The organism is Massilia sp. CFBP9026, assembly GCF_034045165.1.
Lineage (GTDB): Bacteria > Pseudomonadota > Gammaproteobacteria > Burkholderiales > Burkholderiaceae_D > Telluria > Telluria arenae.
The window spans coordinates 928429-941010 of record NZ_JAXCWH010000001.1 but is presented as its reverse complement, the minus strand read 5'-3'; the positions used below and the strand labels follow the sequence as shown (position 1 = coordinate 941010).

Genomic DNA, 12582 nt, shown 5'->3' with positions numbered 1-12582 from the left:
GCTGGCATATGGAACTTGACTTTTAAGATACAGATGCAGTGCTTAATCATTCCGATTTTCCATTACAGCGTCGCCGCACGAATCCGGCGGACACGGCCAAGGCTGCGAACGACGATACCGCCACGTTTGCTGAAACGCGTTCCATGACGAAGCCGAACGCCATCGCGCCCAGGGTCTGGCCCACCGCAAGCGCCAGGAAAGCCAACGTCACGCCGGTCGCGGGTCGTTCGGGCAGCGCCGAGATGCCCCACACCAGATAGACACCGGTCAGCATCAAGTAGGCGGCGCCGAACAGGCCACCGCCCATGAGTACCAGCCACGGTAGCGCGCCGTCCAGGCCGACCGCGGCGACGGCCAGCCCCAACGCAATGTGAAACACGAGGTGCACGGCGCGCATGCCGAAACGCGCGATCAGGGATCCGGCCATCGCCCCCACCACGCCCGCACACCCGATGACGGCCCACAGCATGCCGACCTGACCACCGCTCCAGTCCAGATTGGCCGCCAGCAGGTCGGCGCCGAAGCTCCAGACCACCGTGCTCGCGGCCCCGCTCAGGCCCGCGGCCGCGGCCAGGCGCTTCAGGTCGGGAGTCAGCGGCGGCATCAGGGGCGATCGCCCGGCCGGCTGCGCGGCCGCGCCGGCCAACACTTTCAGCGTGGCCCAGGCCATCAGGACAGCGGCGCCGGCAAAGCCGGCATAAGCCAGCCGCCACTCGGCGCCCATCAGCGCCGCGACGGGGCCGGACAGGGCGACGCCGGCGCTGGTGCCGGCATTGATGAAGGTATTGGTCGCGTCCTGGCGGTCCGCAGGCACCATCGAGGTCACGGCCGCCGCCAGCGCCGGCGAGGCGAGCCCGGTGCTCGAGCCGGCCAGGATCACGTAGGCGGCGAGCCAGGCGGGCGAGGCGCTGCTGGCGATCCCGATCATGCCGACGGCGCCGGCCGCTCCTGCGGCGACGGCCACGCTGCACGGGCCGACCCGCTCGGTCAGCCAGGCCGCCACCACGATCGCCAGGCAAAAGCCGAGGAAGGAGCCGGCCGAGATGATTCCGGCCAGCGTGGAAGAGAGTTCGAAATCGTCTGCGATCGCCGGCAGGAACAGGCCGAAGGCGAAGCGCGCGAAGCCGTAGCAGACTGCGATCAGGCCAAAGCCGGTCGCGCCGAGAATGACGGTCCGGTTCATGCCGCGCGCGCCGCTGCAACCAGGTCCAGCGCCGCCCCGCATGCCGCCTCGATCGCGGCCGCCCCCTGCCAGGCACTGGCCGCCACCGCGCCCTCGAACAGTAGCACGATGTGCTCGGCCAGCACGTCGTCGGCGCGCCCGAGATCGGCCCCGACGATGCGCGCCACGTGCCGGCGCAGCCTGGCCTTGTGGGCCAATACCGCCGCCACGATCGCCGGTTCGGCGCCGCCAGTCTCGCAAAGGATGCGCAGGAACAAGCAGCCACGCGCGCCTTCGCGCCCGATCCAGCCTGCCAGCGCGCCGAACAGCGCCCGCACGTCGAGCCCGTCGACCTGCTCGAAGAAGCGCCGGTCGCGCGCAGCCAGCACTTCGCCCACTAGGGCGGCCTTGCTGCCGGCATGCTTGTACAGGGTGCGGCTCGACATCCTGGCCGCGCGGGCCAGGGTGTCCATATTGGTGGCCATATAGCCGTGCTCGTAGAACAGGCGTTCGGCGGTCGCGATTAGTGCTGGGTTCGTATCCATGGTCCAAGTGTAAAACGATCGTTTTACGTCACGGCGCACGCTTCAATCAGATTGATTTCTAATCGCCGGACCCCGTCAACTCGACAGATTGTAATTTGGTGCATCCAAGAACTTGAAAGATCGACAACCGCGCCCCACTTTACTGATGCCGGCTCCTGCTGTGGTCGGTAGCTCAGATAGGATAGGCAATCTCCAATTTCAAAATTGGAGAAAAATTGTCTAGCAAGAAAAAGGTGGTCAACGCGTTTATACTCGTGTTTTCCCACGTTGCAAAAAACTTTACGATGTACTTAAGCTTGATTGGAGCCTTATACACTGCTGATTACACCCACTTGCTATTTATCCTAATGCGACTGATATACAAGTTTGCATTTCCATTGTGGAATGATTATATTAAATCAAAGAAAGCGAAGAGAAATGATATCAATTCATAAATATAAAGCGCTGTAAACTTATCTTAGCCCGGAGGTTGACCCTCCACACCGGCATTCGACTACCAGACAGTCGTTTGAAGCGGTATCACAGCTAGGGCACACGCAACTTTGGCGATTACAGGAGCATCAGCGTTGGAACAGACACATCAACTTGAGAATAATTATGCCGTGCCGCAGGGCGATACGGATAATTCTGCTCGCGTTGACGAGTCGTCTCAGCAGCTGGAATTTGCTTTCCCTGATACGCCAGCCGATTTGCCTGACAGGGCGTTTGACGATGAGGGTCCTGTAATTCGCAGACTCCCAATTCGCGCGATCAAGAGCGTTACGCAATGGGCTTTAATGATGGCCGAAGGCATTGCGCTTTCCTCCCATCAATCCCGACGTTCAAATGACCTAAATAGTCAAATCAGGGACGCGTTCTTTCGATTTGTGAGCTCCGCAAGAGAAGAGCTCAAGTATACAGCGCATCCAGTTGCAATGAGCGTAACGCTAGGCCTTCCGTTCCGCAATAAAGAAATTTTTCACCGCCCGACTTTTCGTCCGGTTTTTAGGTTTGGCCCGAAAGCGCGCGCGCCGCCATGGAAAATCCCAACCGAATTACATCAAGCGACCTGTTGCCATTCCACTTGATTCCAAGTCCACACCACAATCATCTATAAAGCTTTAACCTAGAGGAAGCACTTAACTGATGCTCACTCTAAGTTTACCTCGAATACTTCTAGTCGAACCTGCGCTGCATGGCCAGCAGCACGGCGCCCACCAGCCCCACCCCCATCACGACCCAGAACAGATCCTGCCCCGCCAGCAGGCCGGCCTGGCGCGCCATCTCGGCGCCGCCATCCAGAAGCGCGGTCGACTTCTCGGCCAGGCGCGACGAGTGCAGCGCCGTGCGCTCCTGCAGCGCGATATTGGTCACGCCGACGCCCAGCGCCAGGCCGACCTGGCCCAGCATGTTCTTCAGTTGCTGGGCGTGCGCGAACACCACGTTGTCGGCCTGCAGATCCTTGAACGAGTGGATCGCGGCGGTGGCCATGCCGAGCGTCAGGAAGCCGCCGAACAGGCCGAGCCACAGCATCACCGTGTCCCAGGCATCGGCGCGCGGATCGAGGGTCGCGAAGCGCCAGCCCAGCGCCGCCAGCATCAGGAAGCCGGTCACGAAGAACCTGGTCGGATGCGGATTGCGCTTGACCAGCTGCAGCATCACCGTGAACACGACGAAGGTCGACAGCAGGCCGACGCCTTGCAGCACGCCGGCCTGTTCCAGTCCCATGCCCAGGCCCTTCTGTACCGCCTGCGGCAACAGGGTATTGACCATGCCGAGCACCGCGTAGCAGACCGCGAAGATGATCAGGCCCAGGCGGTAGCGCGCACTGGCCAGGATGTTCAGGTGCAGGAAGGGTTCACGGCGGCGCGCCTTGAGCAGGCCGAAGGCCAGCAGCAAGCCAAGGCCCAGCGCAAGGTGGCCCAGCAGCGCTCCGCGCTCGCCGCCATGCCAGTCGTAAGTCAGGTGCTGCAGGGCGTACAGCGTGACCGCGGCGCCGCCGCCGAGCAGGATCGCATCCGGCACGTGGAGGCGCGTCGGGGTGCCGTCCAGCGTGTCTGCGCCCACCGGCAGCCAGCGCGCCGCGATGCCGGCGCCGATCGCGGCCAGCGCCGCCAGCAGCAGGAACATGCCGCCCCAGGCCTCGTGCCCGACGAACTTCGCCGCCGCCAGTGGACCGAGCGCCAGGCCGAGCGACAGCGCGCCACCGAATGCCGCAATCCCCTGCAGGCGCTGGGGCGACGGCGGAATCAGGTTCACCATCATGCGCGAGGCCGTCATGAACACGCCGCCGCCCATGGCCATCAACAGCCGGCCACCGGCGAAGGCGGCGACGCTGCCGCTGCCCGCGCAGAGCCAGGCGCCGAGCATATAGAACACCACGCCGCCGAGCAGGTAGTTGCGCCAGCCGAGGCGCTGCACCAGCACCGTCAGCTGAGAGATCGACAGCACCGCCACCGCCGCGTACAGCGCCGAGACGGTTGCGTATTCCTCGGGCGAGGCGCCGACGTGGCCCATGATGGCTGGGGCCGCGAACACCGTCATGCCCGTCGAGAGGAACTCGATGAAATTGAAGACGAAGATCCCGGCCAGCAAGGCCGGACGCGGAATGCTTACACTAGCGGGGGCGTTCATCGCCTGCCCTTTCCATCAACGCGACGCCACCGCGCCCGGGTGGCCGAGCGCGCGCCGGATCGCCTCCTCGGCGCCATGCGACTCGGTCTCGAACACGACCGTCTTGTAATGCTGGCGCACGGCGCCGGCCTGCATCAGGCTCGGGCCCTGCTTGCCAGTGGTGTCGATTGCCACCTTCATCGACAGGCCCAGGCGCAGCGGATGGCGCGCCAGGTCGGCCGGATCGAGCGCGATGCGCACCGGCACCCGCTGCACCACTTTGATCCAGTTGCCGGTCGCGTTCTGCGCCGGGACGGCCGCGAAGGCGCTGCCGGTGCCGGCTTCCTGGCCGACCACGCGGCCATGGAAGACGACGTCCTTGCCGTACACATCGGAGGTGACCGCCACCGGCTGGCCGATGCGCACGTCCTTGAGCTGGGTTTCCTTCAGGTTGGCGGTGACCCACATCTGGTCCAGCGGCACGATCGCCATCAGGGGCGTGCCCTGCGCCACGCGCTGGCCGATCTGGACGTTGCGGCGGGCGACGATGCCGCCCACCGGCGCGGCCAGCGTGGTGCGCGCCAGGCCCAGCGAGGCGTCGCGCAGCTGGGCGATCGCGGCCAGCACGTCGGGATGGCTTTCGACCGTGGTGCCGTCGACCATGGCCAGCGCCGAGCCGACCTGCTGGCGCGCGGCCGTCAAGGCGGCGCGCGCAGCGGCCACGGCGTCTTGGGCGTGGCGAATGTCCTCGCCCGAGACCGCCCCGGTGTCGGCCAGCTTGCGCCGGCGTTCCAGGTCGCTGGTGGCCTTGCCGAGATCCGCCTCGCGCTGGGCGACCGTCGCACGCAGCTGCTCGACGCCCGCGAATTGCGCCCGCACCTGGCGCGCCGACTTGGCCAGCGCCGCCTCGGCACGGTCCTGGGCCAGGCGCGCGTCGACTTCGTTGAGCTGCACCAGCAGCTCGCCGGGCCGCACGAAATCGGTGTTGTCGGCCGCGATGCGGGTCACGGTGCCGCCGACTTGCGGCGTCACCTGCACCAGGTTGCCCTCGACATAGGCGTCTTCGGTGTGCTGGCTGTTCCAGCCGATGCCCAGCACCTCGGGCGAAGACCAGGCGATGCCGGCGGCGGCGGCCAGCACGGAGACGGTCAGGCCGATCGCGATCTTGCGGCGGCCCTGGGGAGTGTTATTCGTATTCTTGGTGTCCATGGCGTTCTCGATTGTTCAATGTACGGCCAGAGCCTGGTAACCGCCACCCAGCGCGCGCACCAGGTTCACATCCAGCTCGTAGGCACGGGCGTCCAGGTCGGCCTGGGCGCGGCGCTGGGCCACCACCTGCGTCTCGGCGATCAGCACCTGCACAAAGTTGCCGAGGCCAGCGCGGTAGCGCTGCTCGGCCAGGTCGTAGGCCTGCTCGGCCGCGCCCAATGCCAGGTCCTGTTCGCGCACCCGTTCGCCCAGCCAGCGCAGCGACGTCAGCTGCGCCGTCACGTCGCGCAGTGCCTCGACCACGGCGCCGTTGTAGTTCTCGACCGCGACGTCGAATTCGGCGTTGCGCGCCGCGAGATTGCTGCGCAGCCGGCCGCCGTCGAGCAGCGGCAGTGTCACCAGAGGGCCGGCCGCAAAGCTGCGGCTGCCGCCCTGCAGCAGGCGGTCGAAGCCCAGGCTGGCCAGGCCGCCGGTCACGCTCAGGTTCACCGTTGGATAGAACTGCGCCTTGGCGACGTCGATCTCTCCGCTGGCCGCCTCGACCTGCCAGCGCAGCGCGACCAGTTCCGGCCGGCGGCCCAGCAGCGCGGCCGGCACGTCGACCGGTGCAGCCGCCGGGCGCTCAAGGCGCAGCTGCGGACGGGCGATCGTCTCGGCCGCGTCCTGGCCCTGCCCGCCCAGAGCCGCGATCTGGCCACGGGTCAGCGCGATCGCCTCGTCCAGCGCCGCGATCTGGCCGCGCGCGGACGGCACCCCGATTTCGGCCTGCTTGAGCTCCGCATTGCTGTCGAGCTGGGCGGAGACGCGCTGCTGCACCAGCTCGAGGATGCGGCTTCTCTGGCGCAGCTCGCGCTCGGCCAGGTCGCGCTGCGCGTACAGGTGGTCCAGGCGCAGATAGGCTTGCACGACCGCCGTCGATACGGCAAGGCGCGCGGCCTGGGCTTCGGCCTGGCGCGCATTGACGCGGCCGGCGGCGGCGGTCACGCCCGCTGCGTTCTTGCCCCAGAAATCGAGTTCATAATTCAGGTTGACGCTGGCGTCGTTGACCCACTGCCAGCTGCCGGCCAGTGGCTTGGGCACGCTGCCGTTTTCGCTGTAGCGCTGGCGCGCGGAACGGGCCGAGGCATTGGCCTGCGGCCCCAGGCTCGCTGCGGCCAGACCCTCCAGGGCCGCCGCCTGGCGCACCCGCGCGAGCGCACCGGCAATCGTCGGGCTGGAATCGCGTGCATTCGCCACCAGTTGGTCGAGCTGGGGATCGCCATAGGCGCGCCACCAGTCCTGGGCCGGCCAGGCGGCGGTCTCGGTCGCCAACGACCCAATAGCGCGCGATGAATTCGCAGCCGCGTCCTGATTCAGGCGGGCCAATTGCGGCTGCGCGCCCATCGACACGCAACCACTGAGAACGAGCATCGCAGAAACAAGCGCCAGGCGGGTCGATAACCGGCCTGGCGCGGGAAGAGATGGAAGCATGATGTGCCTCGGCAAAAAATACTGAATAGCCGAAGCATAGTTGCTGTGAGTTATTTAGGCCATGCCATAAGCGGCATGGGGATTATGCAGATTCTGCATAACCAGTCTCTGCGCCCAGCGTATTGGTGAGTGTCGTGAGCACGAACTCGCGCAGCCAGCGGTTGGCCGGGTCGCGATGGCTGCGCTCGTGCCAGTACAGCGCCAGCTGCAGCGGCGGCAGCTCGACCGGCATGGGCGCCAGCACCAGGCCGAGGTCGCGCGCCAGCGGCCGCGCCAGGCGCAGCGGGATGGTGGCGATGGCGTCGGTATGCAGCGCGATGTGGGCGGCCGAGGTGAAACTCGGCACGTGGCAAAGGATGCGCGAGGGTTCCAGCAGCGTCTCGAGCTTGCGGGTCACAGCCACGTTGTGGTGGCTGGTGTGCTCCATCTCGATCAGCACGTGGCGGTGGGTCAGCCAGGCGTCGCGGTCGAGTTGCCCGGCCCAGGGATGGTCGCGCCGCATCAGGCAGGCGTATTCGTCATCCCACAGCTTGCGCTGGCGGATGTTGTTGAGCAGGTGCGGAAAGCGGCCGATGGCCAGGTCGATGTGGCCGCGTTCGAGCTGGGCTTCGAGCGAGCCGGGATCGATGTGCACGCTGCGCAGCTGCAGCCCGGCGGCGCCGTTTTCCAGCTTCGCCAGCCCATCCAGCAGTTGAGGCAGGATGTTCACCACCGCGCCGTCGACCATGTACAGGCCGAAGGAACGGGTGGCAGTCAGCGGATCGAATGCGGCCGGGCCGCCTTCGAGCTGGCGCGCCGCGTCCAGCACCGCCGCCACCGGCCCGGCCAGCTCGAGCGCGCGCGCGGTGGGCTGCATGCGCTGGCCCGAACGCACCAACAGCGGGTCGCCGAAATGGCGCCGCAGTTTCGCCAGCGCGCGGCTGACGGTGGGCTGGGTCATGCCGAGTAGTTCAGCGGTGCGGGTAAGGCTGCCCTCGCGCAGGAGGCTGTCGAGGATCAGTAATTGGGAAAGGTCGGGGATCACGGCCGCATCATAACATTGCGGCAATGATCCCCTGGGCGCCGGCTCAGCCGCCCAGCACCTTGCGCAGCGTGCGCGACAGGTCTTCGGCCGAGAACTTGGCGACATAGGCGTCGGCGCGCACGTTCTTGACGTGTTCCTCGTTGGTGCTGCCCGACAGCGAAGAGTGAATCACGACCGGCAGGTTGCCGAAGCGGTTGCTCGACTTGATGTTGCGGGTGAGCGTGAAGCCGTCCATCTCGGGCATCTCGAGGTCGGTCAGCACCATGGCCACGCGGTCGTACACGGTACGGCCTTCGGCTTCGGCCGCGGCGGCGATCGTGCCCAGCTGGTCCCAGGCTTCCTTGCCGCTCTTGGTCATGATGTAGGGCAGGCCCATTGCGTCCAGGCCCTGCTCGATCAGCGCGCGCGCCACCACCGAGTCGTCGGCCGCCAGGATCACGGAACCCGGCTTGATCGAGATCTTGGCGCCCACTGCCTGTTCCATGTTCTCGCGCTCCTGGGTCGGGTTCAGGTTGCGCAGGATGGTCTCGACGTCCAGCACCTGGGCCAGGCGTGCCGGCTGGCCTTCCTGCTCGGGCAGGCGCGCGATGCTGGTCACCATGCCGCTGCCGGCGCTATGCTCGGCGGTCATCACCTGGCTCCAGTCCAGGCGCACGATCTCTTCCACGCTCTCGACGGCGAAGGCCTGGGTGGTGCGCGCGAACTCGGTCACCAGCATGATGTTCAGGCCCGACTTGGGCTTGACGCCGGTGATGCCCGGCAGGTCGAGCACCTGGATGATCTGGCCGCGCAGGTTGACCACGCCCAGCACATGGCGCGGGGCGCCGGCCACCGCCGTGATCTCGGGCATGGCCACGATTTCGCGGATCTTGAAGACGTTGATGCCGAACAGCTCGTTGTGGTTGCCCTGCTCGTCACCGCCCAGGCGGAACAACAGCAATTCGAATTTATTGGTGCCGGTCAGGTTGCTGCGTTCGTCGACTTCTTGTTGTACCGATTTCATGTTCCATCCTGGATTAATAGTGCTGCACGGAAACCATTGCGGAAGTCATTGTAGTCGTGCGGCTCTTTCTTGGGTCAATACGACGCACGAGCCTTGCTGATTTTGCCGGAACCAGTGCAAAAAAACCACGGATTGTCACACGAGGCCTGTCAGGTAATATACGCCGATGACAACAAATACCGCCGCCGTCTTGATCATGGTGACGGCGAAGATGTCGCGGTAGGCTTCGCGGTGGGTCAGGCCGGTGACGGCCAGCAAGGTGATCACGGCGCCGTTGTGCGGCAAGGTGTCCATGCCGCCGCTGGCCATCGCCACCACCCGGTGCATCACCTCGAGCGAAATCCCGGCATTTTCAGCGCCGCGGATGAAGACGTCGGACATCGCCGCCAGCGCGATGCTCATGCCGCCCGAGGCCGAGCCGGTGATGCCGGCCAGTGAGCTGACCGAAACCGCCGCGTTCACCAGCGGGTTCGGGATGCTGCGCAGCGCATCGCTCACCACCAGGAAGCCCGGCAGCGCCGCGATCACGCCGCCAAAGCCGTATTCGGAGGCCGTATTCATCGCCGCCAGCAGCGCGCCGCCCACCGCCGCCTTGCTGCCGTCGGCAAAGCGCTTCGCCACCCGTCCGAATGCAGTCGCGATCACGAACAGGATCCCCAGCAGCAGCGCCGCCTGCACCGCCCAGATCGCGGTCACGGTCTTGATTGTCGTCGTTACCGGCGTCGCGATGCCCGGCAGGATCTCTGGGGGCACCGTGTGGCTGTCGCCGCCGTACCAGATCGGAATCATGCGGGTGAAGACGAAGTTGGCGACACCTACCAGCAGCAGCGGCGCCACTGCCAGCAGCGGATGCGGCAAGCCGCCGGCGCCCGTGTCCACGCGTTCCGGCTCGTTCACCAGCGAGGTGCCGTAGCCCTCCCCTTTGGCGGCGGCGGTGCGGCGGCGCCATTCCAGGTAAGTCAGGCCGACCGCCAGGATGAACAGCGCGCCCACGGCGCCCAGCACCGGCGCGGCCCACGAGGTGGTCTGGAAGAAGGTGGTCGGGATGATGTTCTGGATCTGCGGGGTGCCGGGCAAGGCATCCATCGTGAACGAAAAAGCGCCCAGCGCGATCGCCCCCGGCAGCAGGCGCTTGGGAATGTCGCTTTGGCGATAGAGTTCGGCCGCGAACGGGTAGACCGCGAACACGACCACGAACAGCGACACGCCGCCATAGGTGAGCAAGGCGCATACGGCGACGATGACGGCATTGGCGCGCTCCGCGCCGATATAGCGGATCGCGGCCGCCACGATGGACTCGGAAAAGCCGGATAGTTCGATCACCTTGCCGAACACCGCGCCGAGCATGAACACCGGGAAGTACAGCTTGACGAAACCGACCATCTTTTCCATGAAGATGCCGGAAAAGACCGGGGCGACCTGCGCCGGGTCGGTGAGCAGCACGGCGCCGAGGGCGGCGACCGGCGCGAACAGGATGACGCTGTAACCGCGGTAGGCGGCGAACATCAGGAAGGCCAGTGCGGCCAGGACGATCAGGAAGGACAAGTCGACTCCATGTGATGGCGTGTAAAGACGCCATCATTATAGAAAGGGAACGCTGCCGTGGGCCAGCGTTTGCGCCGATGCGGCACATGCTTATGCAGGCAGCATCGGCAAACCACGTCGTTCCCGCGCAGGCGGGAACCCAAGTTTGCACGCATATCGACAGCGCAAGCAAACTTGGGTCCCCGCCTGCGCGGGGACGACGACTAGGTAACGTTATCCTCGACCCGCGGCGTCGTCGAGCCACTGGCCAGCGTGATGCGGGTGCGCTTGGCCAGCGGCGCGCTCGGCGCGGCGCCATTGGCGTCCAGCGGCTTGACCTTGGTGAACACCACGCTGAATGAAGCCGCGGTCACGGTCGCCACCGCATAGCCTTGGGCATCGTGGTCGGCATAGGCGAAGGCGGGATTGTTCGCGCGCAGTACCTGGTCGAAGCCCTGCGGCGTGGCCACCAGCGGCGCCAGCGGCGTGCTGCCGGCGCCGGCCCGCAGGTACTGGTAGAACGAGGAGCTGCTGATGCCGGCGCTGACGAAGTCCACCGCCACCGGCCGGCCGCTGCGCGGGTCGTTGCTGTCGTAGATCACGCCGCACTGGAAGGCGTGCAGGTCGCCCGTGATCGCCACCACGTTCTTCACGTCGTTGCTGGCCAGGTGGTCCAGCATCTCGGCGCGGTAGGAAGGGAAACCGTCCCAGCCGTCGGCGTTCACGATATACAGGTTGTTGTACGGCGCCGGCGCCAGGGTGCGCATGTCGAGCCACATGCGGTTGAGGGTCACTTCATTGCCCCACACCTTCCAGGTGGCGGTCGAACCCTTCATGGTGTCCTTCCACCATTGGGTCTGGGTCGGTCCGAGCAGGCCCGGATTGCGCCCCAGCGCCGCCTTGGCGCCGGCCTCGAACTGGGCCAGCAGCGGCTGCGGCACGAAGTAGCGCGAACCGATCGAATCGTCGCCGTTCACCGGGTCGCCCTGCAGCATGCTGGCGTAGGCCGCTTCATTGACCACGTGGTCGTCGCGGTACAGCCGCTGGTCGGTCATCACCAGGTGCATCAGAGTGCCGAAGCGGAAATCGCGGTAGATGCGGATATTGTCGTAGCCGGCCTTGTTCAGGTCGAACGAGACGTCGCCCCAGTCGATCGGCATGTACTCGGCCCAGGCCTGGGTGGCGTTGCGGCGGCGCGAGGTCTGCTGCTGGTTGGCGTTGTCGTAGGTCTGGTGGTCTTGCCAGCAATCGTCAGAGAATTCATGGTCGTCCCAGATCACGATCATCGGGCACTTGGCGTGCAGCGCCTGCAGGCGTGCATCACCGCGATAGGTGCGGTACAAGGTGCGGTAGTCGGCCAGGGTGTTGGCGTAGCGCGCACCGCCTTCGATCGTCACGCCATCGGGCAGATTGATGCGCGCATGGGCCGGCTCGGCGCGGCCGGACTGGAAGTCGGCGCCGACCGTCTCGTAGACGTAGTCGCCCAGGTGGACGATGAAATCGAGTTCTTCGGCCGCCAGCATGCCCATCGCGGCCCAGTGATTGATGCTCCAGTCCTGGCAGGTCATCCAGGCGAAGCGCATCTGCGCCGGGGTGCTGGCGGCGGCCGGCGCGGTTTTGGCCTGGCCCACCGGGCTCAGGTCGGCGCCGGCGCGGAAGCGGTAGTAATAGCGCGTGGCTGGGGCCAGGCCGGTGAGCTTGGCGCGCACCGTGTGGTCGTAGGTCGGCATCGCCCTCAGCTCCACCACGCCGGTGACCTGGGTGAACGCCACATCCGTCGCCACCTCGAGCCGCAACTCGACCTCTTCGCCGCCGCTCTTTGGCGCGCAGCGGGTCCAGAATACGATGCTGCCCTCTTTCGGATCACCGCTGGCGACGCCCAGCGGGAAGCTGAAGCTGCCCTGTGGCGGCGTGTCGTCCGAGCCGCCGCATGCGGCCAGCAGGCCGCCGGCGCTGGCGACGGTGAAATATGCGCTACTGCGTAAGAAGCCCCGACGATCCACTTGCCACCTCCCTGTTGAAAATGTGTCGGCAGTCTAGCGGGCCGATATTT

At 66.1% G+C, this 12582-nt stretch carries 10 protein-coding genes; 1 reads left to right on the top strand and 9 read right to left on the bottom strand.

Features of this window, described 5'->3' with window-relative positions:
• Positions 1-46: 46 nt before the first annotated feature.
• Entirely contained in the window at positions 47-1183 is a 1137-nt protein-coding gene (locus SOM28_RS03805; protein ID WP_320467259.1) for an MFS transporter, read from the bottom strand.
• The gene (locus SOM28_RS03800; protein ID WP_320467258.1) at positions 1180-1707 is read right to left on the bottom strand and encodes a TetR/AcrR family transcriptional regulator; all 528 of its coding nucleotides are present in this window, start codon (positions 1705-1707) and stop codon (positions 1180-1182) included. The genes SOM28_RS03805 and SOM28_RS03800 overlap by 4 nt, the downstream gene beginning before the upstream one ends.
• Before the next feature lie 566 nt (positions 1708-2273).
• Here SOM28_RS03800 and SOM28_RS03795 point away from each other — a divergent pair.
• Positions 2274-2774 carry a hypothetical protein gene (locus SOM28_RS03795; protein WP_320467257.1) on the top strand — a complete coding sequence of 167 codons (501 nt, stop codon included), beginning with the start codon at positions 2274-2276 and terminating at the stop codon, positions 2772-2774.
• Positions 2775-2862: 88 nt separating this feature from the next.
• Here the strand turns inward: SOM28_RS03795 and SOM28_RS03790 are convergent, their stop codons facing one another.
• The 7 genes from SOM28_RS03790 to SOM28_RS03760 all read right to left on the bottom strand — a co-directional run bounded on the left by SOM28_RS03790 (position 2863) and on the right by SOM28_RS03760 (position 12532).
• Positions 2863-4320, bottom strand: a complete 1458-nt coding sequence (locus SOM28_RS03790) for an MFS transporter (RefSeq protein ID WP_320467256.1) — start codon at positions 4318-4320, stop codon at positions 2863-2865.
• A 15-nt stretch (positions 4321-4335) separates the two neighbouring features.
• Positions 4336-5508, bottom strand: a complete 1173-nt coding sequence (locus tag SOM28_RS03785; RefSeq protein ID WP_320467255.1) for an HlyD family secretion protein — start codon at positions 5506-5508, stop codon at positions 4336-4338.
• 15 nt (positions 5509-5523) lie between these two features.
• The gene (locus tag SOM28_RS03780) at positions 5524-6918 is read right to left on the bottom strand and encodes an efflux transporter outer membrane subunit (protein ID WP_320467254.1); all 1395 of its coding nucleotides are present in this window, start codon (positions 6916-6918) and stop codon (positions 5524-5526) included.
• Positions 6919-7060: 142 nt separating this feature from the next.
• Positions 7061-8002, bottom strand: a complete 942-nt coding sequence (locus SOM28_RS03775; RefSeq protein ID WP_123070531.1) for a LysR family transcriptional regulator — start codon at positions 8000-8002, stop codon at positions 7061-7063.
• A 43-nt stretch (positions 8003-8045) separates the two neighbouring features.
• Complete coding sequence (locus SOM28_RS03770) at positions 8046-9005, bottom strand: chemotaxis protein (protein ID WP_320467253.1); 960 nt, start codon at positions 9003-9005, stop codon at positions 8046-8048.
• Positions 9006-9140: 135 nt separating this feature from the next.
• On the bottom strand, positions 9141-10550 hold the full coding sequence (locus tag SOM28_RS03765) for a GntP family permease (RefSeq protein WP_320467252.1): 1410 nt from the start codon (positions 10548-10550) through the stop codon (positions 9141-9143).
• A 203-nt stretch (positions 10551-10753) separates the two neighbouring features.
• Entirely contained in the window at positions 10754-12532 is a 1779-nt protein-coding gene (locus SOM28_RS03760) for an alkaline phosphatase D family protein (RefSeq protein WP_320467251.1), read from the bottom strand.
• Between the last annotated feature and the right edge of the window lie 50 nt (positions 12533-12582).

Excerpts from the sequence above, each read along its gene's own strand:
- SOM28_RS03805 (WP_320467259.1), bottom strand. The coding sequence starts at position 1,183 with ATGAACCGGACCGTCATTCTCGGCGCGACCGGCTTTGGCCTGATCGCA.
- SOM28_RS03800 (WP_320467258.1), bottom strand. The coding sequence starts at position 1,707 with ATGGATACGAACCCAGCACTAATCGCGACCGCCGAACGCCTGTTCTAC.
- SOM28_RS03790 (WP_320467256.1), bottom strand. The coding sequence starts at position 4,320 with ATGAACGCCCCCGCTAGTGTAAGCATTCCGCGTCCGGCCTTGCTGGCC.
- SOM28_RS03785 (WP_320467255.1), bottom strand. The coding sequence starts at position 5,508 with ATGGACACCAAGAATACGAATAACACTCCCCAGGGCCGCCGCAAGATC.
- SOM28_RS03780 (WP_320467254.1), bottom strand. The coding sequence starts at position 6,918 with ATGCTCGTTCTCAGTGGTTGCGTGTCGATGGGCGCGCAGCCGCAATTG.
- SOM28_RS03770 (WP_320467253.1), bottom strand. The coding sequence starts at position 9,005 with ATGAAATCGGTACAACAAGAAGTCGACGAACGCAGCAACCTGACCGGC.